The sequence below is a fragment of the Pseudomonas sp. 1L-E-NC-VB-C3 genome, from assembly GCF_057291535.1.
The window spans coordinates 103,774-129,986 of the sequence record NZ_JBXAWD010000002.1; the positions used below are offsets into that span (position 1 = coordinate 103,774).

Consider the following 26,213-nt stretch of genomic DNA (forward strand, 5'->3'; position numbering starts at 1 on the left):
ACACGCGATTTGCCTGGAGAAACCGGTTCTCAGGTTTTGGGTCTGCTGCGCAGCCCAACGGGGATAAATCCCCTCGCCACGGGGGATCGCATTGCCACGGTACCGATTGAAGGGAGCACCCGGTTTTGACTGAGATGATGACGGTGGCGAGGGGATTTATCCCCGCTCGGCTGCGCAGCAGTCGTAAAACCGGTACACGCGATTTGCCTGTAAAAACCGATTCTCAAGGTTTGGGTCTGCTTCGCAGCCCAACGGGGATAAATCCCCTCGCCACAAGGGATCTCATTGCCACAGGGGATCTCATTGCCACGGTGGATTGTGGGGAGCATGGACGATGAGTGTATTGCCGTACGCATGGGCCAAGGCGCAGCGGATTCTTTTGCGCGATGATGTGCTGACGGTGTGCCCGTCGACGCCGGGCTGGTCGATCAGCGAAGTGCGTCGGCAGTTCGGCGCGACGCAGGTCGAGCGGGTGCGTGATGACGAGCTCGACGGTTTGCTCGCCAGCGCTTACGCCGACACCGGCAGTGCGGCGGCGGTGGTGGGTGCTGCGGAAAACGAAGTCGATCTCGATCGGCTGATGCAGGACATGCCGGAGATCACCGACCTGCTCGACACCCAGGACGGCGCGCCGGTGATTCGCATGATCAACGCCTTGCTCACCCAGGCTGCGCGCGATGAGGCCAGCGACATTCATATCGAACCGTTCGAAACCCATTCGGTGGTGCGCTACCGCGTCGACGGCACCCTGCGCGATGTGGTCTCGCCGCGCAAGGCATTGCACGGTGCGCTGGTATCGCGGATCAAGATCATGGCCCAGCTCGACATCGCCGAAAAACGCTTGCCGCAGGATGGCCGAATCGCTTTGCGCGTAGCGGGGCGGCCGATCGATATTCGTGTGTCGACGGTGCCTACCGGCCACGGCGAGCGCGTGGTGATGCGCCTGCTCGACAAACAGGCCGGGCGCTTGCATCTGGAAACCTTGGGCATGGATGCGCAGGTGTTGGCCAAACTCGACCATTTGATTCGCCAGCCCCACGGCATCGTGCTGGTCACCGGGCCGACCGGCAGCGGCAAAACCACCAGCCTCTACGCGGCGCTGGCGCGGCTGGATGCGAGCACCAGCAACATCCTCACCGTGGAAGATCCGGTGGAATACGATTTGCCGGGGATCAGCCAGATTCAGGTCAACGCCAAGATCGACATGACCTTTGCCCTCGCACTGCGGGCGATTCTGCGGCAGGACCCGGACATCATCATGATCGGCGAGATCCGCGATCTCGAGACCGCGCAAATCGCCGTGCAGGCCTCGCTCACCGGGCATCTGGTGCTGGCCACGCTGCACACCAACGACGCGGTGTCGGCGGTCAATCGCCTGATCGATATGGGCGTTGAGCCGTTTCTGCTAGCGTCATCCATGCTCGGCGTGCTTGCGCAGCGCTTGGTGCGACGCCTGTGCAATCAGTGCAAACAGGAAGACCCGGCCACGCCCGGCACCTGGCGTCCGGTCGGCTGCACAGCGTGCAATCACACCGGTTACAGCGGCCGCACCGGCATCCACGAATTGTTCTGCATCGACGACAACATCCGCACGCTGATTCACCAAGGAGCAGGGGAGCAGGCCCTGCGCGCGGCGGCGTCGAAAGCGGGGATGTTCAGCCTGCGTGAGGACGGTGAGCGCTGGATTCGCAGCGGTGCCACCGCGCCGGAAGAAATCCTTCGTGTGACACGGGACGCCTGATGAATCGCTATCGCTTTGAAGCGGCGGATGCCACCGGGAAAATCGAGTCCGGGCACCTTGAGGCGGACAGCCAGAGCGCGGCGTTCAGTGCCTTGCGCGGGCGTGGCCTGACGGCGCTGTCGGTGCACGAGGAAAGCAACGTCGCCCGACACGGCGGCGGCGGTTTGTTCAGCGCCAGACTCTCCGACAACGACCTCGCCTGGGCCACGCGGCAACTGGCGAGCCTGCTCGGTGCCAGCCTGCCATTGGAAGCAGCGCTGAGCGCCACGGTCGAGCAGGCCGAGAAAAAGCACATCGCCCAGACCCTTAGCGCCGTGCGCGCCGATGTGCGCAGCGGCATGCGTCTGGCGGAATCGCTGGCGTCGCGGCCACGGGATTTTCCCGAGATTTACCGCGCGCTGATTGCCGCTGGCGAAGAGTCCGGCGATCTGGCGCAGGTGATGGAACGGCTGGCCGATTACATCGAGGAACGCAACAACCTGCGCGGCAAGATTCTTACCGCGTTCATCTATCCGGGCGTGGTCGGGCTGGTGTCGATCGGCATTGTGATTTTCCTGCTCAGCTACGTGGTACCGCAGGTGGTCAGCGCGTTTTCTCAGGCGCGGCAGGATTTGCCCGGGTTGACCCTGGCGATGCTCACCGCCAGTGATTTCATTCGCGCCTGGGGCTGGTTGTGTGCGGCGCTGATGGCCGGGGCGTTCTGGAGCTGGCGTCTGTATTTGCGCAATCCGGCGGCGCGCTTGAGCTGGCATCACCGGGTTCTGAAGTTGCCGCTGTTCGGGCGTTTCATTCTCGGCCTGAACACCGCGCGATTCGCCTCGACCCTGGCAATTCTCGGCGGCGCCGGGGTGCCGTTGTTGCGTGCGCTGGAAGCAGCGCGGCAGACCTTGTCCAACGACCGCTTGAGCCTGAGCGTCAGCGAGGCCACGGCAAAGGTGCGCGAAGGCGTCAACCTCGCCGCCGCGCTGCGGGTGGAGAATGTGTTTCCGCCGGTGCTGATTCACCTGATCGCCAGCGGCGAGAAAACCGGTTCGCTGCCACCGATGCTCGAGCGCGCGGCACAGACCTTGTCGCGGGATATCGAACGGCGGGCGATGGGCATGACCGCGTTGCTCGAGCCGCTGATGATTGTGGTGATGGGCGGGGTGGTGCTGGTGATCGTGATGGCGGTGTTGTTGCCGATTATTGAGATCAACCAGTTGGTGCAGTAGCCGCTTTTGATGTTGGCCGGGCTGGCCTCTTCGCGAGCAGGCTCGCTCCCACAGAGGAACGCATTTCAACTGTGGGAGCGAGCCTGCTCGCGAAAGCGCCAGTCCCGACAACACAAAACTCAAATATTTTGCACCGGCCTGACCCTCACCCGAGCCCCAATCCGCCCGTCCTCGGGTTCTCCATTCTGTCATCTGCAACCATCCGCCAACGGCTCCAGCCCGATTCAGCCAAACCCCCGATCCAGACGCGCCGCAACCCACCGCAAACACCCGAGAAATCCGCACCAAAATCCCCGCGCAGCTCCCGAGGTTTTTTCCTTTATCTGTCACCGGAAGCTGCGAATTTCTCCCTGCGGCTCCACTGCGGTGGACCCTCCCGGTGTCATGCAAGCCTTCCGAAACCTGTGTTCCAAACCAAGTTGAAAAGGAGATTCTTCATGTTCAAGCGCACTCTGATCGCCGCCTCACTGACCGTCGCCGCTCTGGCTTCCGCCCAGGCCATGGCCGTAACCGGTGGTGGTGCTTCCCTGCCTGCCGCTCTGTACAAAGGTTCTGCCAACAGCATCCTGCCAGCCAACTTCAGCTACGCCGTAACCGGTAGCGGCATTGGCAAAAGCGCTTTCCTGACCAACAACGCTGCCCAGTTCAGCACCACCGGTACTGTGCACTTCGCCGCTAGCGACTCGATCCTCAGCGCTTCGGAACTCAGCACCTACACCAGCAACTTCGGTGCTTCGTACGGCCCGTTGATCCAGCTGCCATCGGTGGCCACTTCGGTTGCCATTCCGTACAAAAAAACCGGTCAGACCGCGCTCAATCTGACCAGCGCTCAACTGTGCGATGCGCTGTCGGGCACCGCCACCACTTGGGGCGCTCTGCTGGGTAACGCCGACAGCACGCCGATCCGTGTGGTTTACCGCAGCGTGTCCAGTGGCACCACTGAGATCCTCAGTCGCCACCTGAACGCTGTTTGCCCAGGCAAATTCGCCGTCAACTCCACCTTCACCAACGCTCGTTTGCCGGCCGGTTCCGCGCTGCCATCGACTTGGGTCGGCGTAGCCAACACCGCTGATGTGGCCACTGCGGTGAACGCCGTGGACGGTTCGATCGGCTATGTGGGTCCGGACGGCGTGAACGCCACCAGCAACGCTGTGGTTGCCCGCGTCAATGGCGTCCAGCCAACCAACGCTAACGTGACGCTGGCGCTGAGCACTGCACCGGTGCCAAGCGCACCTGCCAACCCGGCTGGCTGGGCCCCGGTCGTGCCTAACCCGGCAAGCGGTTACCCGATTGTGGCTTACACCAACTTCATCTTCGGCCAGTGCTACAAAGATGCAGCCGTGGCCACCGCCGTGCGCAACTTCCTGACCACCCACTACAGCAACCCGGGCAACAACGTCGCCACCGTCGCCCACAGCTTCACGCCGGTTCCCAACAACTGGAAAACCGCTGTGACCGCCAACTTCATCACCAACACCTCGGGCAATAACCTGGACATCAACAACGCCAACGCCTGTAACGGCATTGGTCGTCCTTTGTAAGCCTTGTCTCAACTGCAATGAAACGGCAGCAGCCTTCGGGCTGCTGTTTTTTTTTGCCGATTTACTCCTCGAACATGAAGTTTGTGTGACATCCGTTCGGTCGTGAGGCTCGCCAACTGCCTATGTCGTAACAGCAGGGCTGATCCGACCTGCCACCCAAAAGGACCTGTAGTGATGCTTGCTCGCACCTCCCGTCACAGTAACCGTATCCGGCCGATCAAACGTGGCGCGGGCGATCCCGCACAGTGGCTGCTCAAGCCATTGGCGCAAGCTGTCGCCTTGTGTCTGGTGGCGGGCAGTGCCGAGGCGGCGACAGCGTTCAGTTCCACCTGGTTTGCCGCGAAGGGCGCAGCGCAGCAGGCTTCGGCGTCGCGTCCGGGTGGGAGCGGTCTGCCGGGGATGACCCCACCGCTGGCACAGCAGCAACGGGCCAGCCAGCAGTTGCAGCGCTCTTTGCAGACACTCAATAACACCGTTGCAGCGATTGCCGCTCAGCAGGCCGCACAAGCCGCTGGACGTGCCGCCGCATTGGGCAGTTTGCAAGTGGTTCCGGACGGATTGGGCGAGGGCGGCCTTAAGGTCGATAACAGCCTGAGCCAGGGCTGGATGAACGCCAAAGGCCCGCAACAAACCCAGGCCGACGGCAAGACCACGGTGAAGATCGAGCAGACCGCCGACAAGGCGATTCTCAATTGGGAAACGTTCAACGTCGGCCGCAATACCACAGTGGAATTTGCCCAGCAGGCCAACTGGGCGGTGCTCAATCGCGTCAACGATCCGAGCGCACGGGCCAGCCAGATTCAGGGGCAGATCAAAGCGGACGGCACGGTGATGCTGATCAACCGCAACGGCATCGTCTTCAGCGGTGGCAGCCAGGTCAATGTACGAAATCTGGTAGCGGCAGCCGCGAACATGACCGATGCACAATTTCGCGATCGGGGTCTGTATTTCGACAGCACCGGCAGTCAGCCAACCTTTACCGACGCTGCTGGCAAAGTCCTGGTGGAGCGTGGCGCAACCATACAAACGCATCAACCTGCGCTCTCCACCGACGCCGGCGGCTATACCTTGCTGCTCGGCCAGGACGTGCAGAACGACGGCTCGATCAGTACGGCCAAAGGTCAGACGGTGCTGGGTGCGGGGGACCGTTTCTATATCCGCAAGGGCTCGGGCACTGACGGCAATGGTTATTCAACCACTTTCGGCAGTGAGGTCATTCCCGGTTTCAAGGCTGACAGCTCGGGCAAAGTCAGCAACACCGGCCTGATCCAGGCATCCACCGGCGACATCACCCTGACCGGCCGCGATGTTGTGCAAAACGGTGTGCTGCTGGCGAGCACTTCGGTGGCGACGCGCGGCACCGTGCATCTGCTCAATCCGGCCAGCGATGCCCAAGGCCGTGTGACCCTGGGCGAAAATGGCGTCAGTGCGATTCTGCTCGACAGCAGTGATCTCACGGCCCTGGACAGCCAGCGCGAGGCGGCGCTGACCGGCGTCAATGCCAACAACCGGATCCGCAGCGATCAGTCACGCATCGACATCGGCAGCGGCGGCACCGTCGAATTCAAAAGCGGCTCGATCACCCTTGCCACCGGTGGGCAGGTGGCGGTTGCCGCCGGACAGCGCAGTCTATTGCGCGAGGGGGCGGTGATCGACGTGTCCGGCGCCCTCGGCGTCAAAGTGGCGATGGCAAACAACAACATCAAGATCAACGTCCAGGGCAACGAGCAGCGTGATGCGCCGGTCAATCGCGAGAGCGGCGCGCTCAACAGTAACGACATCTGGGTCGATGTCCGTGAGCTGGTATTCGTGCCGGCGGGCACCAACGGTTACGCCACCGACCGCTGGTACACCGCCGGTGGGTTGTTGGAGGTCGGCGGATACCTCGGCACTCAGGGCCATGGCGTTGGTGAATGGATGGCGCAGGGCGGTGAGGTGCGGTTTTCCGGAAAGGACGTGATCAGCGAAAAAGGTTCGCTGATCAATGTGTCCGGCGGCACGCTTGATGTGCAGGGCGGCGAGATTCGCCAGAGCTGGCTGCGCGGTGCGGACGGGCGGTTATACGAAGTGTCGCGTGCGCCGGGCGATATTCTCTACAACGGTCTTTACAAAGGTTACGAAAGTCACAGCGAGCGCTGGGGCCAGACGGATTATTTCTATAGCCCGCTGATCGCGCCGACGCGTCGCCAGGAGGCGGGGTACACCGTTGGCCGGGATGCCGGCCAGTTGGTGATCGCCACGGGCAACGCCGTGCTGGATGGCCAGCTGTTGGGTGAGGTGTTTCAGGGCGAACGGCAAATCCAGGCACCGCGGGCAGGTCTGGACGGCTATGCCCAGACCCAGACCGCCCGGGCGCGGCGAGGGCAGTTGGTGGTTGGCAGTTACGATGCTGCTTATGTCGCTGCCAGTGCCGGCCTGCTCTATCAACTCGACCCGTTGCTCGATCAGGTGCAAGTGGGGGGCGCGCATGCCAGCGTAGCGAACGCAGGGCTGACCGATGCGGTCGCGGCAGAACGCGCAGGCAAACTGTTCCTCGATGCCGGGCTGCTCAATGGTTTCGCGCTGGGCGCGCTGAAGATTTCGGCGAAAAACACGATTGAAGTCAATGAAGGCGTGACGGTGGATCACGGTGGCAACATCACCCTGTTCAGCCCTGACGTGCAGGTCAATGCCGATCTGATTGCGCAAGGCGGCAGCCTGCAATTGGGCAACGTTTTGAACCAGCTCGCCACCGATCGGCGTGATGACACCAGTCTCCAGGTTTCAGCAGGCAAGCAAGCGCGAGTGACGGTTGCGCAGGGTGTGCAGCTGCAGACGCGCGGTCTGTGGCGCAACCTGTCGAGTAACCCGGACGACGCGGGCGGCCTGGCGTACCTCAATGGCGGGACGGTGTCGATCCGCAGTACCGGCGACATTCTGCTGGCCAGTGGCAGTCTGGTCGATGTTTCGTCGGGCGGTGCGGTATTGGCCAACGGCAAGATGCGTGGCGGCAAGGGTGGCGACGTGACGCTTGAATCCAGCGCCAACAGTGCGCCAGGCCAGTCGCGCATGGTGCTCGATGGCGAGGTGCAGGGCTATGGCGTGAACGGCGGCGGCACCTTGACCGTGCAGGCCAGCAAGGTGCGGATCGGCGCTTCCGGCGAAGTGTCCGAAGAACAGACCCTGCGCCTGACGCCGGAGCTGTTCCGCACGGGGTTCAGCGCCTACAACATCATCGGTCTGAAGGGGCTGGAGGTCGCCGCGCAAAGCGCGATCGATGTGCAGATGCCGGTCTATCGATTTGGCGAATCCGCCTCGACCATTGTCTCCGGTATGTCGCCGCGCGCTGCGCTGGAGCTATGGACGCCCGCGTTATTCCAGGAAGACCCGCTCAAGGGCGTCTTGACGCAAAGGGCCGGCGCTTCTGTCGCATTGCAGGCCGGCGCGACGCTTGCTGGCTTGATTGATCCCGCCAGCAGTCCGTTGTCGATTGGCGAAGGCTCACGGATCAGTGTCGATCCCGGCCAGCGCATCGGTTTGCGCGGGGCAGGCCAGATCACGCTTGATGGTGAACTCAACGCCTGGGGCGGTATTGTCGATATCCGTCAACAGCAGTTCGGCGCGATTGATGTGGCGACGTCCTTGCAAGAGGCCGATCCTACCCCGCACAACCGTTCGATCTGGATCGGTGAACATGCCTTGATCGATGTTGCCGGTCGGGCAGCGACCGCTGTCGATGCGCTGGGCCGCGTCTACGGCCAGGTTGGCAAGGGTGGCTCGATCATTGTCGGTGGCGAGATTGATGTGAAGAAAATCACGGCGACCGCTGCCGATGCTTACGTCATCATCCGCCAAGGTGCGCGACTGGAAGCGTCCGGTGCGCAAGCCGTGCTCGATAGCGGTGGGCAAGGCCCCGCTCGTGTGGCCACCGATGGCGGACGGATCACCCTGAGTTCCTACAATGGTCTGTTCATCGAGGGCAGTCTGCAGGCCAATGCTGGCGGTGCAGGTGCGGCGGGCGGGCGTCTGGAGATCGCTCTGGATACACCGGCGTACGGTCCCGCGAACTTGAGCAATGCGGTGCGCGTGCCGCGTGAAATGATCATTGGCCAAGGGCCAGCGCCGGCACTGCCGCAGCCGCTGCGAGCGGGTGAGGCTTCGCCACTTTTACGCTACGGGCGTACACGCTTGAGTGCCGATCAACTGATGAGCGGTGGCTTCGGCAGCGTGAGTCTGCTGAGCAACGGTCTGATGACGTTCGATGGCGATGTCGACCTGCATATGGGGCAGGGCCTGAGCCTGTTCGCCGGTTCTCTTTCATTGGCCGAGTCGGCGAGTGACAGCGCCCGGGTCAACCTCAGCGCACCTTACCTGCGCCTGTCAGGGCTGGGCACCTATTTGAGCTCGGAAGTCAAAGTGCGTCCGCGGGTGATGAGCAATCCGACAGCGCAGTTGTCCGGCGCGCAATTCACCGCCAGCGCGAACCTGCTGGACGTGGGCAACTCGCTTTCATTCGGCACCGAAGGGACTCTCGTGCAATCGGCCGCACCGGCGCTGACGGTCAGCCGCCGTGGCTTTGGTCTGGTCACGCTCGACAGCCAGGGCGACCTGCGCTTCCTCGCGCCAACCGATGAACAGCAGCGCAGCCGTCTGTGGACTGCGGGTGACATGCACATGCGGGCTGCGCAGATCTACCCGGCCAGTGGCGTCTCGGCTGAGGTGCGAGTGGGCTATCAAAGTATGGCCGGATCGGTGCCGGAGCATACGTTGCGTATCGGCAATCACGGGGCGGCGCCGACCGCTTTGCCTTACTCGGTGTTCGGCAGCCTGACACTCAGTGCGGGACAGATCGAGCAGGGCGGCGTCATTCGTGCGCCCTTGGGGCTGATATCCCTGGGTGATGACGTCATTGTCAAAACCCGTGAACTTCACCTTCTGCCGGGCAGCGTGACTTCAGTCAGCGCCGCCGGACTGGTCATGCCCTATGGAGGAACCACCGACGGTATCGACTATCGGTACAACGGTAAGTCGGTGATGTTGAATGGCATCGCCGGAGCGACCTCCGGGGTCATCCTTGATGCGCAATACACCAATGTGCAGGCCGGGGCGGTGATCGACCTTTCGGGCGGCGGCGATTTGCGCGGTGCCGGTTTTGTCTCCGGACGAGGTGGCTCCACCGATGCGCGTTTCAATCCGCTGGTACGCAATGCCACCGATGGCACCTTCAGTTTGCCGGGGCTGGCCAATAACCCCGTGTATGCAATCGTGGCCGGTGACCAGAGCCGCTATGCGCCGATGCTGGCCGAGGCCGGCGCGGTCGATCCGCGTATCGGCCAGCAGATCACCCTCGGGACCGGCGTTGCCGGACTGGCACCCGGCACCTACACCTTGTTGCCATCGACCTTTGCCTTGTTACCGGGCGCCTTCCGGGTCGAAATCAATGGTCAAGCGATTGCGGGGCCGATGGACAGTGCGTTGAAGTTGCGCAATGGCTCGTGGACCACGGCCGGACAGCTGTCGATTGCCAACACCGGTATCCGCGACAGTTTGCCCAGCCAGGTCATCGTGACGTCTGCCGATGTGCTGCGGCGCTATTCACAGTACAACGAAACCGGGTTCAGCCAATTTGTGCTCAACGATGCTGCCCGCCGCGGTCTGCCGCGCGCCCGCACGCCGCTGGACGGCAACACGCTGCACCTGCGCATGGTCAGTGGCGGCGAGCACGACTCAGCCCTGGATTTCAACGGGCAGGTGCTGTTCAAACCTGCCAGCGGCGGGGTTATTGGTACGGCGGTCGTTCAGGGCGGTTATACCGGCGCAGAGTTTGAAATTCTCGGTGCCGGGCATACGCGAACGCCAGGGTTCGACGGTGTATCGCTGTACGCCGACACCCTCAACCGCTTGAATGCCGGACGTTTGACCATCGGTGGCACCCCAACCGTGTATTACGGTTCGGAGGGCGGCTCGATCAAGGTGATCGGCAATACCTCGGCGATTCGTCTGCGCGAAGGCGCGATCCTCTCGGCGCCAGAGGTTGTGTTGAGCAGTAACAGCGCCAATGGCGGCATCACCATCGATGCGGGAGCGGGGGTCAATACCTTGGGGCGAGGTAACGTCCCGTATGATGCCGCAGCCGGTTTCGTCTACGAACCGGGGCGCTCCAGCCTGCTGGTGGTGTCCAACGGCTGGACGCCGGTGCTTGCGCCCTCCGATGGCGGGGGCGGGAGCATTCGTATCGGCAACTGTCCGACGGCCGATTGCACCGCTGCGGCGTTGCTGTACTCCAACGGCAGCATCATCGCCGCCACTGACAAAAACTTCGAACTGGGCGAAAGCGTGCGCTTTGGCACTCGCCAACTCGGGCTTTCAGTCGGTGTGGTCAATGCCGGCAGTCCGCAAGCACTGGCCGCAGCCAGCGGCCGCACACCCGCGGGCCTGACGCTTAACCAGAACGTGCTGGATCGCCTGTTGCAGGGCGACACGCAATCTGGCGCCCCCGCGCTGGAAACCCTGAGTCTGGTGGCCCGCGATGCGTTCAACTTTTTCGGCAGCGTGACCCTCGACACCATTGATCCGCAGACCGGCCAGAGCCGTTTGCAGAATCTGGTGTTGGGTAGCCCGGCTATCTACGGCTCGGGCGCTGCCACCGATGTCGCGACGATCCGCACCCGCAATCTGATCTGGAACGGGGCGACTCAGGCCCCGGGTACGGTGGTCAACGACGGCGCCGGCAACGGGCACGGCACGCTGGATATTCAGGCGCAGCGGATCGAATTGGGTTATGGCCCGAACCCGCAGCCCAATGGCCTGGATCGCAATAACCGACTGGCCCTGGGATTTGCCGACGTCAACTTCAACGCCAGCGAGCGCATCACCGCCAACCACAAGGGCAGCCTGGCGGTGTACGAATCCCAAGGAGCTTATGACGCGGTCAAGGGGTTCAGTTACAGCGGCGGCAATCTCAATCTGCGCACGCCATTGCTGACCGGCGAGGCCGCCTCGGTCAGTGAACTCAAGGCGGGCAACAACCTGACTCTGAGTGGTAGCGCCACAACGGCTGCCGCGGATGCCCTCGGTGCGCAACTGAGCCTGACGGCACGCAGTGTTGTGCTCGACAGTCGCATCGTCCTCGCCAGCGGTAAGCTGCTGGTCAATGCCGAAGATGATCTGCTGCTTGGCAGCGGCGCGCAGGTGGACATGGCGGGCCGGGTTCTGCCGTTCAATGATGTGCAGAAATACAGCTGGGGCGGCGACGTGTCGTTGCAGAGCAACAACGGCAATATTCGTCAGTCGGCGGGCTCGCGAATCGATCTGTCCGCCGTCAACAATCAGGCCGGGCAATTGAACGTTGTGGCCCTGGCCACTGACGCTGGACAGGTTGATCTGCAAGGGCAGATTGTCGGCAGCAGCAGTGGCTATTACGACGCGGGCGGTACGTGGGTGCCGTACAAGGCCGCTGGCGTGGACATTCGCGCCCAGCGCCTGGCGGGTGATTTGAGCGAGGCCTTTGCCAGCCTTAACCTGCGCTTGAATGCCGGCGGGGTAGTGGGCAGTCGAAGCTTCCAGTTCAAGCAGGGCAATCTGCGTATCGGTAACGAACTCAAAGCGGGCCAAGTCAATGTCTCGGTGGACAATGGCAACCTGACCGTGGACGGGGTGATCGATGCCAGTGGTGAACGGGTCGGCAGCATTCGCCTTGCCGGCAAAAACGGTTTGAACCTGACAGGCAACGCGCTGCTCGATGCCCATGGCCGCGTACTGCGCGTCGACAGCTACGGCAAAATCATCGACGCACCGAACCGCGCCATGGTTGAACTCAATTCAGGTGACGGCGTGCTCACGCTGGCCGCTGGTGTACGGATTGATCTGCGTCACGGCACCGATGCCGTGCCTGGAAACCAGGCGGGACAACGCGATGACGTGTTGCGTGGGACGCTGGAGCTGAATGCACCGCGTCTGGGCGGCGGTGACATTGCGGTGGATGCCAGCGGTACGTTGAGTATCCAAGGTGCCCGCTCCATCGGGCTGAATGCCGTGCGAAGTTACAGTGATGCTGCCGATGGCACCGATCCGGCGGCCAGCGGTCGCCCGTATCAAGTGATCGATCAAGCCTACCTGGATCGCATTCACTCAGACAGCAGCGGCTTTATCGATGCGGCGCTGGGTAACAGTGATCTGCTACAACGCAAACTGGCCGGCCTCAACAATGCGACCTATGCCGATGCGTTTCATCTGCGCCCGGGGGTGGAAATCGTCAGCAAAACCGCTGACGGCGATCTGGTGGTGCAGGGCGATCTCGACTTGTCCGGCTACCGTTACGCCAGCCTCAACCCGCCCACTCGACGGACCTCGGTGTATGGCAGCGGGGAAGCGGGCAGCCTGTTGATCCGTGCCGGTGGCAACCTCGATATCTACGGCAGCATCAACGACGGTTTCGCACCGCCGCCGGAAACCGTGGACGACGCTGGCTGGAAACTGTTGCCGGGGATACAGCCTTTCGGCGGTGACCTGATCGTACCGGGCAGTGGTGTCAGCCTTGCCGAAGGGACGCTCTTTCCGGTTGGCGCCACCTTGAATTACGACCTGCCGATTCAAGCCGCCACACTGGCCGCGGGCACGGTGTTGCCGGTTCAGAGCACTTTGGCCGCACCTTACGTGTTACAGGGTGGAACGGTGCTGGCCGGCGATGTGCATGACGCGGCGGGTAACCTGATGTATGCCGCCGGTACGTTGCTCGACAACGCTGTGACCCTGCCGGCCGGCAGTCGTTTGGGTGCAGGTATCCGCTTGCACAACGCCACCGCACTGCAGGCCCTGCTCTGGCCCAAAGGCGTGCCGCTGCCGGGTGCGGTTGATGCCGACAATAAAACGGTGGGTGTTGTGTTGAACGGAACGTTGGCGCTGTTGCGGGGTTCGCTGATCCCCTCCATGACCAACGTGAAGCTCGCCGATGGCACGGTATTCCTCGACCTGCGTCCTGCCAATGGAAACCAGCAAGGTCGAAACTGGGCGATCGCCAGCATGCTGCCGGCGGGCAGTGCGTCGTGGTCGATGCGCATGGTGGCAGGGGCCGATCTGACCGCGGCCGACAGCCGTAGCGTGAAACCTCAGGCCAGCGTTGGCAACTTGCAGATGGCCGACACTCACTATGGTGTGAGCATGATCGAGGTGGCCGGCAAACTGGTCTGGGCGGTGGATAACGAGTATGGCTTTACACCGTACGAACCGGTTCCCGAGGAATACCTTGTGCTCTGTGATATCGCTCCCGGTTCTTGCGCGCCCATGGCGCGCAGTGTGTGGGCGCCTGGCAACTGGATGGGCATGCCGGATTACACACCGATGAACGATGACGAATTGTTCTGGTGCTCCATCGACCCGGCACTGTGCATTGAAAACAATCCGAGCAAGAGCGCCCAGGCCCACACGCAGATGTTCAGCGTTTTGCGTACTGGCACCGGCGACCTGGATTTGATGGCGGCCGGTAACCTGAGCATGGCCTCACCTTTCGGCGTCTACACCGCCGGCACCCAATCGGCAGACGTCGACGCGCGTTATAACCAGCCCCGCGGAAGGCTGTCGGCTGATGGCTCGGTATTGGGCAGCGCTGGCAGCGATTACGAAAAATGGGTCGATGGCGGCAGTGCCAGCCTCTATCAGGCCTGGTATCCGCAGATGGGCGGTAACCTGACGATCAATTCCGGCGGGTCTGTGCACGGTGACGTGCTTGGCCGTCGTTCGGTCGCCACGGGCGACGGTACGCGGGAGCAGGTGCCGAGTGTGGCGGTGGGCAATTGGCTCTGGCGCCAAGGTACCGGCAACAACGATGTACCGACTGCCTGGTGGATCAATTTCGGCAGCTACGCTGCGCAGCCATTGCCAGCGCTGGGCGAGGAAACCAGACCTTATCTGGTGGGCTTTACCGGGTTCGGTACGCTGGGCGGCGGCAACATCAGTCTGAGCGCCGGCGGGGATGCTGGCATGCTCAAGACCATGGGCGACGACAGGTATGCGTCGTACCCTCGCAGTCAGGGGTTGATCGTGGCTGTCGGCAGTACGGGCCGCGTGGACAGTGACGGGAACCTGCAACTGACCGGTGGCGGAGACCTGGATATTCGTCTGGGCGGTGTCCTTAATCCGTCTCTGCAGGCACGTGCCGGCCTGGCGGGTACCGGCACGCCGACGCACGACTTGCAGGGCGCGCTTATCAACCTGCGCGGTGCGGCGCAACTGACGGGCGCCGCGTTGGGCGGTATCAATCTGCAGTACGGCGCCTCGGCGCTGTTTCATGACCCACGGGAAACGCGCGCCTTCGACCCGTTCAACTCGACGGCCAGTAATGCCAGTGGTGGGCTGGTGCTGATTCCCGGTGACTCCGGCATGCGCCTCAACACCCGCGGCGATCTGGTGTTGGGTGGCGCCGCCGATCCGGGCCGCGTGAGGTTGCAGAACTCCACACCGTTTACCACGGCGGATGGCATTTACCATGCCGGTGGCGGTTTGAGTGGTTTCTCGCTGTGGACCGATCACACGGCCATCGATTTGTTCTCGGCCGGCGGCAACCTGACGCCCAGCACCCAGTTGATGGAAACCACCGGGCAGGACCCCGTCGCCGGGCTTAACGGGTCACCGACCGATGACCGCTTCGTCTTTCCTTCGATATTGCGTGCCGTGGCCGGCCAGGGCTCGATTTATGCGGGACCATCAGCGGCCTACGGCATAGGCAACCCGGCGCCGGCTCTGGCCTGGTCATTGCTGTTGGCACCTTCCAGCGCGGGGCAGCTTGAACTGATCGCTGGGGATTCGATCTATGCCGGCGGCTACGCCATCAACCAGTCAGGGGCCAGCCCGGCGGCGCTCGCCACACCGTTTGCACCCGCGTTCAATGGCTACGGCAACAACCAGTCCGCTCGGCCGATCACGACCAACGCCGGCAGCGATGGTGTGCTGGCGCAAACCAATTCGCGCTATCCACTGTTTGCCTTTGGTCCCGATAGCTACTCGGGGTCTAGCAGTGTTCAGGGGCCGGCGCGCTTCTATGCACTGACCGGTGACCTGGTAGGAATTCGCACGGGCGAAACGCTGGCGTTCGCGACCACGAAGCGCACCTGGTATGAATCGGCAGGCCCGGTGTGGATGGTGGCGGGGCGTGACATCGTGGCGTCCGGTACCAATTTGGGGCAACCCACGTTTGCGCCCGTTGGGGGCATGGGTCGCAATAACGAACAGATCGCGTCTACCGGCAATCTGTTCGTGCATAACGATGCGCGCGACATTTCGCGGGTTTCGGCCGGGCGAGACATTCTCTACAGCAGCTTCGACATTGCCGGCCCGGGTGTTCTGGACGTCAATGCCGGGCGCAATATCCTGATGGAAGATCGCGCCAGCATCACCAGCCTCGGCCCTGTCGTGGCAGGTGATCAGCGCGCCGGTGCGAGCATCGTGATGCAAGCGGGTGCGGGCGCGCAGGGGCCGGATTACTCACGGTTCATTGCGCGTTATCTGAACCCGCAAAACGTAGCGGATTCAGCGGTGGCCCTCAGCTCGCAGCCGGGCAAAGTGGTCAAGACCTACGTCGAAGAACTGCGGAGCTGGCTGAGCCTGGGTTATGGCTTCAAGGGTAGCGACGAACAGGCGCAAGCCTTCTTCGCCGCACTGCCGAGTACCGAACAGGCGATCTTCGCCCGCCAGGTGTACTTCGCCGAACTGCGTGCCGGCGGCCTGGAATACACCGATGCCGATGGCCCACGCACTGGCAGTTACCTGCGCGGTCGCAACGCCATTGCGGCGCTGTTCCCGACCACTGATGTCGCCGGCAATCCGATTCGCTACGACGGCGATATCACGATGTACGGCGGCGCCGGGGTCAAGACGCTGTTTGGCGGCGATATCCAGATGCTCACGCCGGGCGGTGGTCAGGTGTTCGGCATCGAAGGCGCGGCGCCGCCGTCGACGGCAGGGATCATCACCCAAGGCTCGGGCGACATTCAGCTGTACTCGCAAGGCAGCATCCTGCTCGGCCAGAGCCGGATCATGACCACCTTCGGCGGCTCGATTCTCGGCTGGTCCGCCGAGGGCGATATCAACGCCGGTCGCGGCTCGAAAACCACCGTGGTCTACACACCGCCAAAACGTGTCTACGACACCTGGGGCAACGTCACGCTGTCGCCGTCGGTGCCGAGCACCGGCGCCGGTATCGCCACGCTCAACCCGATCGCCGAAGTGGCGCCGGGCAACATCGACCTGATCGCGCCACTGGGCACCATCGATGCCGGCGAGGCGGGGATTCGCGTGTCGGGCAACGTCAACATCGCCGCGCTGACGGTGGTCAACGCCGCGAACATTTCGGTGCAGGGCAAGGCAACCGGCGTGCCGGTGGTGTCGGCGGTGAACACCGGCGCGATCACCTCGGCCAGTTCGGCGGCATCCTCCGCTACGCAAGCGGCGGAAGACGTCGCCCGGCAGCAACAGGCAGCGGCGCGGCAGAACCAGGCCTCGGTGTTCACCGTGCAGGTACTCAGCTTCGGCAACGAGCAACTGGCGCCGTCGCGTGATGGTGCCAGTCGCGCGCCAGCGACGGGTTATAACCCGGACAGCCCGGTGCAGGTGCTAGGCGCCGGGGCATTGGATGAACAGGCGAAGCAGCAGCTGACCGAGGAGGAGCGTGGGCAGCTGACGTTGTAAAAGGCTCTCGTGCAGTACGTTTGGGCGGCCGGTTGGCCGCCTTTTTTTATGAATGGTTATGGATATTTTTTACGGGCGTGCAACACGGTCAGAATTTTGATGTGGTCTGTCACCTGATAGACCAGTAAATAATTCGAGTTGATGACCATTTCGCGAGTGCCCGGTATTCGGCCGGAGCGGAAACCATGCGGTATCCAGGAAAGCCTTCGCGCTGCGGCGCTGAGCTTTTGGTGCAGTGCAACTGAAGCGACAGTGTTGCGTTGTTCTACGTATTCGATGATGTCAGCCAGGTCTCCAAGAGCCGGTTTACTCCAGCTAACCGGCAGCGCGTCGATTCTTGCGTCTCTCTTCCAGCATCTGACCTAGCAGCACCATTGCCTCATCGTGGGGGATAGGCGGACGTGGATCATCAAGTGCGGCTTGTACCTTGGCGCGATACCAAAGATCGTAATCCGCAGCCTCTTCTTCGGTTTCGAAGTCTGAAACGATAAGTGAAAGTTCAGCGCTCATCATGACCTCCATGATCAATGTGAAGCAGTCTAAGGGGATGTGGGCTCGTTGTCGTCACTGGCGGGACGAGGGAGACATCATCCGCAAACAGACGATGCAAATCTGTCAGACGCCTCGCTTGTGATGCACGTGAAGTCGATCAGCTGTGTAGTTCAATTCTGTAGGAAATCAGCTTTTGGTCACCGGACTGACAGCCGCCGCTCAAAGCCGCGGCCACAGCCACGCTGCACTCAGTTACCGTCTGCAACCTTACGCTCGATCTCATCGACTTTGCGCTGTAGCTCTTCAGCTTCCTGCTCTTTGACCCGAGTGGAAGACGGCGTGATGATTTTGTCCACGCCTTCGGTTTTGCCGTCGCGGTCCTGCAGATCGCGCTCGACCACGTTCACCGGTTTGCCGTTGGCATCGGTGGGTGGGGCGTTGGGAGTTTTGTCGTCGTTGGGGTTCATGGCGCTGGCCTCCTGTGGGTGTACACATTGGAGACAGCGCGGCGGCAGACGTTCGAAATTTTTCAGCTGCGAGGCCCTCTCCGGCAGGAGAGGGCGCTGCGGCTTTTTTCAGTCCTTGAGAATGTCGCGATCCTTGGTTTCCGGAAGGAAGAACGTGCCGAGTATTGCCGTCGCCACTGCAATCACGATCGGGTACCAGAGCCCGTAGTAGATGTCACCGGTGGCGGCGACCATGGCGAACGCCACGGTCGGCAGGAAGCCGCCGAACCAGCCGTTGCCGATGTGGTAGGGCAGCGACATCGAGGTGTAGCGGATGCGCGTCGGGAACAGTTCGACCAGCCACGCGGCGATCGGGCCGTAGACCATGGTCACGTAGATCACCAGCACGGTAAGCAGGAGCAGCATCATTGGGTAATTGATTTTCGCCGGATCGGCTTTTTCCGGATAACCGGCGTCTTTCAACGCCGCGCCGAGGCTGGCGGTGAAGGCGTCGTTGCGGGCCTTGAAGTCGGCGGCGGTGAGGGCGCTGCCTTCGAAGCTCTCGACAACGCGGTCACCGATGCGCACCTGCGCGACGGTGTTCGGTTCGGCGGCGACGTTCTCGTACGGGATCGCGCGTTTCGCCAGCAAGGTTTTCGCCAAGTCACAGGAACTGGTGAATCTGGCCTTGCCCACCGGATCGAACTGGAACGAACACTGATCAGGATTGGCGATCACTTTGACCGGATTTTTTTCCTGAGCGACGAACACGTCCGGGTTGCCGTACTGGGTCAGCGCAGTAAAGATCGGAAAGTAGGTCAAAGCAGCCAGAATGCACCCGGCCATGATGATCGGTTTGCGCCCGATGCGATCGGACAGGCTGCCGAAAATCACGAAGAACGGTGTGCCGATCAGTAGCGATCCGGCGATCAGCAGGTTGGCGGTTTGCGCGTCGATCTTCAATGTTTGCAACAGGAAGAACAGCGCATAGAACTGCCCAGTGTACCAGACCACTGCTTGCCCGGCCGTGCCGCCCAGCAGCGACATGATCACCACTTTGAGGTTGTCCCAGCGTGCAAAGGATTCAGTCAGCGGCGCTTTCGAGGCCTTGCCTTCGTCCTTCATTTTCTGGAATACCGGCGACTCGCTCAGTTGCAGGCGGATGTACACCGACACGGCCAGCAGAATGATCGACAGCAGAAACGGAATCCGCCAGCCCCAAGCCTCGAACGCCTCGTTACCCAGCGCCGTGCGACAGGCGAGAATCACCAGCAGCGACATGAACAGACCGAGGGTGGCGGTGGTTTGAATCCACGAAGTGAAAAAGCCACGGCGGTTGCGTGGCGCGTGCTCGGCGACGTAGGTCGCCGCGCCGCCGTATTCACCACCCAGCGCCAGGCCTTGCAGCAAGCGCAGGGTGATCAGAATCACCGGGGCAGCGACGCCGATGGTGGCGTAGCCGGGCAGCAAACCGACGATTGCTGTGGACACGCCCATGATCACGATGGTGATCAGAAACGTGTGTTTGCGCCCGATCATGTCACCCAGGCGCCCGAAGACGATGGCGCCGAACGGCCGCACCGCAAACCCGGCGGCGAAGGCCAGCAGGGCAAAGATGAATGCGGTGGTTTCGTTGACACCGGCGAAGAAGTGTTTGGCGATGATCGCCGCCAGCGAGCCGTAGAGGTAAAAGTCGTACCACTCGAAAACCGTGCCCAGCGAGGAAGCGAAGATGACCTTGCGCTCCTCCTTCGTGATACCGCCGCTGCGGGGCGGTGTGCCGGTGGATGCTGTGTCGATTGTGGCCATGGGTGTTCTCCGTCGTGCTTATTGTTGTAGGCCGGAGTCCCCCGTTACTGCCTGTCGCACTCTGGCCCGTTGGCATCTGCCGCCGTTGCTCTAGCGTGAAGCTTGCACAGTCTGACCGCCTCGCAGGGCTGCAAGGTTTCCTGAAGCATAATCAGCTTTTGCCAGATATCCACTCGGCCTACGCTTTGACCCAACGCTGCCGGCTCCAGGCGCTCAACCAATCGACCAGAAACACCAGCAACAGCATCGCCAGAATCACCGTACTGGCCTGGGCTTCCTGGAACAGACTCAAGCTGACATACAGCATCTGGCCCAGGCCGCCAGCACCGACAAAGCCCAGCACGCTGGCCATGCGGATGTTGTTTTCCCAGCGATACAGGCAGTAGGCGAGCAGTTGCGGGGCAAGGTTAGGCAGGGTGCCGTAGCAGAACGCGAGGATCGGATTGCCGCCCTGCAAACGGATCGCCTCGGCCGGTTGTGGCGGAGTGTTTTCCAATGCTTCGGCAAATAGCCGACCGAGCACCCCAGTGGTGTGCAGGGCAAGGGCGAGGGTGCCGGCGTTCGGTCCGAGACCGGCGGCAAGCACCATCAGCGCCGCCCAAACCAGCTCTGGAATCGCCCGCAAGCCGTTGAGCAGCAGGCGCGCCGCACTTTGCAGCGGCCAGCCGAAACGCCCGGCAGCGGGCAGCGCGAGGACGATGCCGATCAGTGCCGCAAGCAGGGTGCCCAACGCGGACATGGCCAGGGTTTCCAGCGAACCGTGGGCGATGGCTTTCAGGTAGCCGGCGCTCAAGTCGGGACTTAGAAAACGCTGCACATAACTGCCCATCTGCTTGAGGCTGTTGGCGCTGCCGAGTTCGGCGAGATCCAGTTCCAGATAGGCAAAAGAGGCGACCACCGCGACCGCAATGGCGGCGAGCAGCAGCAGGTTGATCAGGCGCCTCATGCCAGCCTCCAGCGCAGCAGGCGGCTGAGTTGATCGGCGCACAGCACCAGCAGCAGGAACGTCAGCAACATGCTGGCGACTTCACCGCCGGCAAACATGCGGATCGACAAGTCGATCTGTTGCCCCAGCCCACCGGCACCAACAAAGCCCATCACCACCGAGGCACGGATCGCGCACTCCCAGCGATACACCGTGTACGAGAGCAGTTCGGCGGCGACATTCGGCAGCGTGCCGTAGGCAAACGCCGCCAGTCGACCGCTGCCGGCCTGCAACAATGCGTGCGCCGGGCGTTGGTCGGTGGATTCGAAAATTTCTGCGTAGACCTTGCCGAGCATGCCGCTGTAGGTGATGGCGATGGCCAACACGCCAGCCGCCGGGCCGAGGCCGACCGCGCGCACGAACAACAGCGCCCAGACGATCTCCGGCACGCTGCGCAAAAAGATCAGCAAGCCGCGTACCGGCCAGCGCAGCAAGCGCCCGGGCAGGCTCGGCACGCCGCCCCGTGACGCCGCCGAGAGCGACAACGCGCGACTGGCGATCAGGCTTGCCGGCACTGCCAGCAGCAACGCCAGGGCCATTCCCGCTGTGGCAATCGCCAGGGTTTGCAGGGTGGCTTTGAGCAACAGTTGCAGGAACGCCTGATCGTGCGCCGGCGGCCAGAATGCCGAAACAAAACGGCCCATTTCGTTCTGGCTATCGGCCTGAAACAGCACGCCCAAGTCCAGTTCGCTGAGCTGAATGCCCGGCCACAGCAAAGCCAGCGCCAGCAGCGTCAGCAACAATCGCGGCCACGCCGCCGGGTCCCGTGAATCGGCTTTCAGCATCGCGGAATCTGCACAATCAAAGGCGCGACCGCCGGCGCAGGCGATTGCAGTTGTTCATTGGCGTACAGCGCATCGAGCTTGTCGCGGCTGACCTGATCGGATGGGCAATCAAAAAGAATCTGCCCGTCGCGCAGGCCGATGATCCGTGGAAAGTGCGCCAGCGCCAGGTCCACCGCGTGCAGGCTCGCCACCAGCGTGACGTTGTGCTCACGGGCGTGGCGCGACAGGATCGACAGCGTGTGGCCGGCAAGCACCGGGTCCATCGCTGACACTGGCTCGTCGGCGAGCAATATTTCCGGCGCCTGATACAGCACCCGCGCAATGCCGACGCGCTGCAACTGCCCGCCGGACAACTGCTGGCAATGGGCGAAGAGTTTGTCGCCCAGATCCAGCCGCGCCAACGCCGCGCGAGCGCCCGCCACATCCAGCGGATGCAGCAGGTTCAGCAGACTTTTGCCCAGACTCCACTGACCGAGCTTGCCGGCCAGCACCGCTGTGATCACCCGCTGACGCGGCGGAATCGGCGGCGCCTGATGCACCAGGCCGATGCGCGCACGCAGGCGCTGCCGCTGGTGCGCCGACAAGTGCCAGGCGCGTTCGCCAAGCACTTCGATGTCGCCACTGCTGGGCTTGAGCGCGGTGGCCAGCAGATTGAGCAGGCTCGACTTGCCAGCGCCGGACGGGCCGATGATTGCGACCTGTTCGCCAGCGCCAATCTGCACGTCGATGTTACGAAGGGCATCGACGCCATTGGCATGGCGCAGGCTGCCCTGGGTGAGGCGTAGGGTCATTTCAGCAGTTCGGCGGCGCGGGCGGCTTCCTCGATGCCCTTGTAGTTCTCGGGCTTGGTCTCGATGAAGCGACTGGCGGCCTGCAGATCGAGGATCTTCTTCTGCTCAGGATTGGCCGGGTCGAGGTCAAGGAAGGCTTGCTTGATCTTCGCGGCCAGCTTCGGATCAAGGGTGCCGCGCACGGTCCAGTTGTAATCGAAGTAGGTAGGGGTGGTGGCGAAGACTTTGACCTTGTTGGTGTCGACCTTGCCGGCGTCGACCAGTTTCTGCCAGACGCTGGCGTTCAACACACCAGCGTCGACCTTGCCGGCCTGCACCCAGGCAACGGTGGCGTCATGCGCGCCGGAGTAGGCGACACGGCTGAAATAGCCTTCAGGCTTGATGCCGTCGTTCTTCAGCATGAAGTAACGCGGCATCAGACTGCCCGAGGTGGACGACACCGAACCGAAGGCGAAGGTCTTGCCCTTCAGGTCGGCGAGGCTTTTCACGTTCGGGTCGGCGGTGATGAATTTGCTGGTGAACTGCGCATCCTGTTCGCGCTGCACCAGCGGGATCACCGGTGTAGTGGCGTCGGTCTTCAAACGTGCCTGCACAAAAGTGAAACCGCCGAGCCAGGCCATGTCGAGGCGATCGGTGGCCAGCGCTTCAACCACCGCCGGGTAGTCGGCGACAGGCACAAACTGCACCTTCATGCCCAGTTGCTGTTCAAGATAAGCGCCCAGTGGTTCGAACTTGCGCAGCAGCTCGGTCGGGGCTTCGTCGGGAATCGCGCTGACGCGCAGGACATCAGCGGCTTGCGTCATCAGGGCAGAAAAGGACAGCGCCAGACCGGCGGTGAGGGCGAGGGTACGCTTGAACATAGAATTCTCCGTTTCGTAAGCGTCAACATTCGAAGGGCAGCCGCTACCGGGCGGCGCGCCACGTCAGGGTAGACGAAACGGCGAGGTTATACGCATTCGCGAGGAGATTGGCCAGCCTCCGTGCCGGCGCGGTGTGTCTGTTTGTGTACGGTTGCGGTCAAGCCGCTTCCGGCAGTTTGGCAATCACCTTGATTTCAAAATCGAAACCCGCCAGCCAGGTCACGCCGACAGCGGTGATGGTCGGAAACGGCGCTTCGCCCCAAAACTCCGGCACCACAGTCCAGATCGTTTCGAACGTCGAGTGCGGATCGACCATGAACACGGTGACATCCACCGCATCATCGAAGCTGCAACCGGCCGCAGCGAGGATCGCGTTGAGGTTGTGGAAGGCGGTGCGCACCTGATCGCGCAGATTGGCCTCGGGCGAGCCATCCTCACGGCTGCCGACTTGTCCGGAGACAAACAGGAAACCGTTGGAGCGAATCGCCGGCGAGTAACGGTGACGTTCATACAGGGCGTGGCGGGCAGGTGGAAAAACTACATCGCGCTTGGACATGGGGCTGACTCCATCAGTGGTTGATGGGGTGACTTTAGGTGTTTGCAGCTGCTGGATAAACGCGCAAGCTTGGCGTTCACTGTTTGCAAATTCCAAACAATCGAGGGGCGCGGATGGACCGGTTCGATGCGATGCAGGCCTTTGCCCGGGTGGTCGAGGCGGGCAGTTTCACCAAAGCTGCCGAAACCCTGCACATGAGCAAGACCACGGTGACGCAACTGGTGCAGCAGCTGGAGGCGCGGCTGCGGGTCAAGCTGCTCAATCGCACTACGCGCAAGGTCAACGTCACCGCCGATGGTGCGGCGTATTACGAGCGGGTGATCAAGTTGCTGGCCGACATGGACGACGCCGAAACCAGCCTGCCCGGTGCCGCCGCACGGCCACGGGGGCGCTTGCGCATCGACGTGCCGAGCCCGTTCGCGCGGCACATTCTGGTGCCGGCGTTGCCGGAGTTTCATGCGCGCTACCCGGACATCCAGATCGACATGGGCGTCAGCGACCGCATCGTCGACATCATCGATGAGAACGTCGATTGCGTGGTGCGCGGCGGCGAATTGCTCGATCAATCGCTGATGGCGCGCAAGCTCGCCGATCTGCCATTGGGGGTATTTGCCGCGCCGGCTTATCTGGCTCGCGAAGGTACGCCCGACCATCCACGCGAACTGGAAGACTCCCATCATCGGGTGGTCGCGTTTCTTTGGGCTCGCACTGGTAAACCTCTTCCGTACACGTTGCACAACGGCACCGAGCGCTTGCAGATCAAGGGCCGGCATGTGCTTGCGGTAGATGACGGCAATGCCTATCTAGCGGCGGGACTGGCGGGCATGGGGGTGTTGTGGTTGCCGACGTATATGGCCGATGCGCATGTCGCGCGCGGCGAGCTCGTGCCGTTGTTTGAGGGCTGGCGCCTGGAAAGCATGCCGCTTTACGTCGCGTATCCGCCGAACCGGCATGTCAGCTTGAAATTGCGGGTATTTATCGACTGGATTGTGGCGTTAATGGCGTAGGGCTCTGGTGCGCTTATTGCTTTACGTGAAGGCAGGTCGTCAGAAAAACAACCAACCCGGCGACCCGAACGTGCTCGTGATGAGAGGCGCACGTTCGACCCAAGGAGCTATGCGCGTAATGAATATGTACATCGATATCGTCGGCGCCTGCAATCTGAGCTGCCCGTCATGCCCGATGGGTAATTCGGAAAATGCCAATTTCAAGAAAGCCATGCAGCTCGAGATGTTCACGCAGATTGTCGACAAGGCACGGCGTGAAGGGGTCAAGGCGATCTTTTTGTACAACTGGACCGAGCCGTTGATTCACCCGCGCATCGGTGAGTTCGTCGAAATCATTAACGCTGCAGGTTTGCAAAGCGGCATCAGCTCCAACCTGAACCTGGCCAAGAACATTGAAAGCGCGATGCTCGCCAATCCCTGGTTCTTCCGTGTCTCCCTGTCCGGGTTCCACCAGGACACCTACCGCCAAGGGCATGTCGGCGGCGACATCGAAGTGGTCAAGCAGAACATGATCAAGCTGCATGACCTCAAGCAGCGTCACGGCCTGAATACGCTTATCGAGGTCTATTACCACCGCTATCTGGATAACCTCGAAGAAGAGGGGCTGATGCGCGAGTTCAGCGAGCGCCTGGGTTTCAATTTCTCCACCGGCTACTCGGTGATGATGCCGCTGGAAAAAACCTTCGCTATCGTCGAAGACGATGCCTCGGTCACCGACACGGACCGGGAAACCCTCAAGCGCCTGGCGTTGCCACCGTATGCAGACCTGGTCAATCTGGTCAAGCAATACCCCAAACAGGCGTGCACCCTGAAAGATGATTGGCTGGTACTCGATTGCAATGGCAATACCGTGCTGTGCTGCACGATTTTCAATCAGGCGGAATACAGCGTCGGCAAGTATCTGGACATGCCGGTACAGGAATTGATGAGTCGCAAATCCACGCAAAAGAACTGCGTGGACTTGTGCAACCGCTGCGCGAAGAACGGTCTGCACATCTACTCCGCATCGCCCAACAAGGGGCCGCTGGAAAGTCATGCGGTCAATCGCATCATCGACTTTCAACGACGCACGATTCTCGAACAGCCGATCGATAGCGAACGTCTGGGCCGTACAGGTGAAGTCAGCGCCGAGCACTTCGATGAGGAGCAATATTTGCGCCTCAATGCCGACGTAAAGACTGCAATCGCCACAGGCGCCTTCTCCAGTGGCTATCAACACTACGTCCTGTTTGGGCGCCTCGAAGGTCGGCTCGGGGCGGGGTTGAATACGATCGTTTGAGATACCCGGGGCGACGGCCATGGGTTGTTTGAAGGTGTGGCCTGATGACG

General features: G+C 62.1%; 15 protein-coding genes. 6 read left to right on the forward strand and 9 right to left on the reverse strand.

The annotated features are described in order from the left end of the window. The first annotated feature begins 334 nt into the window (after positions 1–334). From gspE to AC0Z5Z_RS03940, 4 genes are all read left to right on the forward strand, one after another. Positions 335–1,741 carry a type II secretion system ATPase GspE gene (gspE, locus tag AC0Z5Z_RS03925; protein WP_485610721.1) on the forward strand — a complete coding sequence of 469 codons (1,407 nt, stop codon included), beginning with the start codon at positions 335–337 and terminating at the stop codon, positions 1,739–1,741. Next, complete coding sequence (gene gspF, locus AC0Z5Z_RS03930; RefSeq protein WP_041480124.1) at positions 1,741–2,952, forward strand: type II secretion system inner membrane protein GspF; 1,212 nt, start codon at positions 1,741–1,743, stop codon at positions 2,950–2,952. The genes gspE and gspF overlap by 1 nt, the downstream gene beginning before the upstream one ends. Before the next feature lie 437 nt (positions 2,953–3,389). After that, complete coding sequence (locus AC0Z5Z_RS03935) at positions 3,390–4,493, forward strand: substrate-binding domain-containing protein (protein ID WP_460095252.1); 1,104 nt, start codon at positions 3,390–3,392, stop codon at positions 4,491–4,493. A gap of 174 nt (positions 4,494–4,667) precedes the next feature. Next, a complete protein-coding gene (locus AC0Z5Z_RS03940; protein WP_485610722.1) occupies positions 4,668–17,153 on the forward strand; it encodes a filamentous haemagglutinin family protein in 12,486 nt (4,161 codons plus the stop codon). 56 nt (positions 17,154–17,209) lie between these two features. On the opposite strand, the gene AC0Z5Z_RS03945 is transcribed toward AC0Z5Z_RS03940, so the two are convergent. The 9 genes from AC0Z5Z_RS03945 to AC0Z5Z_RS03985 all read right to left on the reverse strand — a co-directional run bounded on the left by AC0Z5Z_RS03945 (position 17,210) and on the right by AC0Z5Z_RS03985 (position 23,877). After that, a complete protein-coding gene (locus AC0Z5Z_RS03945; RefSeq protein WP_330219661.1) occupies positions 17,210–17,488 on the reverse strand; it encodes a type II toxin-antitoxin system RelE/ParE family toxin in 279 nt (92 codons plus the stop codon). Beyond that, entirely contained in the window at positions 17,469–17,663 is a 195-nt protein-coding gene (gene relB / locus AC0Z5Z_RS03950) for a type II toxin-antitoxin system RelB family antitoxin (RefSeq protein WP_056789559.1), read from the reverse strand. Before relB ends, AC0Z5Z_RS03945 begins: the two co-directional genes overlap by 20 nt. 230 nt (positions 17,664–17,893) lie before the next feature. Next, a complete protein-coding gene (locus AC0Z5Z_RS03955; protein WP_252876412.1) occupies positions 17,894–18,112 on the reverse strand; it encodes a hypothetical protein in 219 nt (72 codons plus the stop codon). A 108-nt stretch (positions 18,113–18,220) separates the two neighbouring features. Then, a complete protein-coding gene (locus tag AC0Z5Z_RS03960; RefSeq protein WP_130901568.1) occupies positions 18,221–19,900 on the reverse strand; it encodes an MFS transporter in 1,680 nt (559 codons plus the stop codon). A gap of 178 nt (positions 19,901–20,078) precedes the next feature. Further along, complete coding sequence (phnE, locus tag AC0Z5Z_RS03965) at positions 20,079–20,846, reverse strand: phosphonate ABC transporter, permease protein PhnE (protein WP_056789567.1); 768 nt, start codon at positions 20,844–20,846, stop codon at positions 20,079–20,081. Further along, positions 20,843–21,670, reverse strand: coding sequence for a PhnE/PtxC family ABC transporter permease (locus AC0Z5Z_RS03970; protein WP_150635119.1), 828 nt, complete (start codon positions 21,668–21,670; stop codon positions 20,843–20,845). Before AC0Z5Z_RS03970 ends, phnE begins: the two co-directional genes overlap by 4 nt. Next, entirely contained in the window at positions 21,664–22,461 is a 798-nt protein-coding gene (locus tag AC0Z5Z_RS03975; RefSeq protein ID WP_056789573.1) for a phosphonate ABC transporter ATP-binding protein, read from the reverse strand. Before AC0Z5Z_RS03975 ends, AC0Z5Z_RS03970 begins: the two co-directional genes overlap by 7 nt. Continuing rightward, positions 22,458–23,321 (reverse strand): putative selenate ABC transporter substrate-binding protein, encoded by an 864-nt coding sequence (locus tag AC0Z5Z_RS03980; RefSeq protein WP_041480134.1) that lies wholly within the window; start codon positions 23,319–23,321, stop codon positions 22,458–22,460. The genes AC0Z5Z_RS03975 and AC0Z5Z_RS03980 overlap by 4 nt, the downstream gene beginning before the upstream one ends. Before the next feature lie 157 nt (positions 23,322–23,478). Next, complete coding sequence (locus AC0Z5Z_RS03985; protein WP_252886310.1) at positions 23,479–23,877, reverse strand: RidA family protein; 399 nt, start codon at positions 23,875–23,877, stop codon at positions 23,479–23,481. 113 nt (positions 23,878–23,990) lie between these two features. Here AC0Z5Z_RS03985 and AC0Z5Z_RS03990 point away from each other — a divergent pair, with 113 nt between their 5' ends. Next, positions 23,991–24,884 carry a LysR family transcriptional regulator gene (locus AC0Z5Z_RS03990; protein ID WP_056789579.1) on the forward strand — a complete coding sequence of 298 codons (894 nt, stop codon included), beginning with the start codon at positions 23,991–23,993 and terminating at the stop codon, positions 24,882–24,884. Between the two features lie 118 nt (positions 24,885–25,002). Further along, positions 25,003–26,163: a radical SAM protein gene (locus AC0Z5Z_RS03995; RefSeq protein ID WP_150635122.1), complete on the forward strand. Its 1,161-nt coding sequence runs from the start codon at positions 25,003–25,005 to the stop codon at positions 26,161–26,163. The last annotated feature ends 50 nt before the right edge of the window (positions 26,164–26,213 follow it).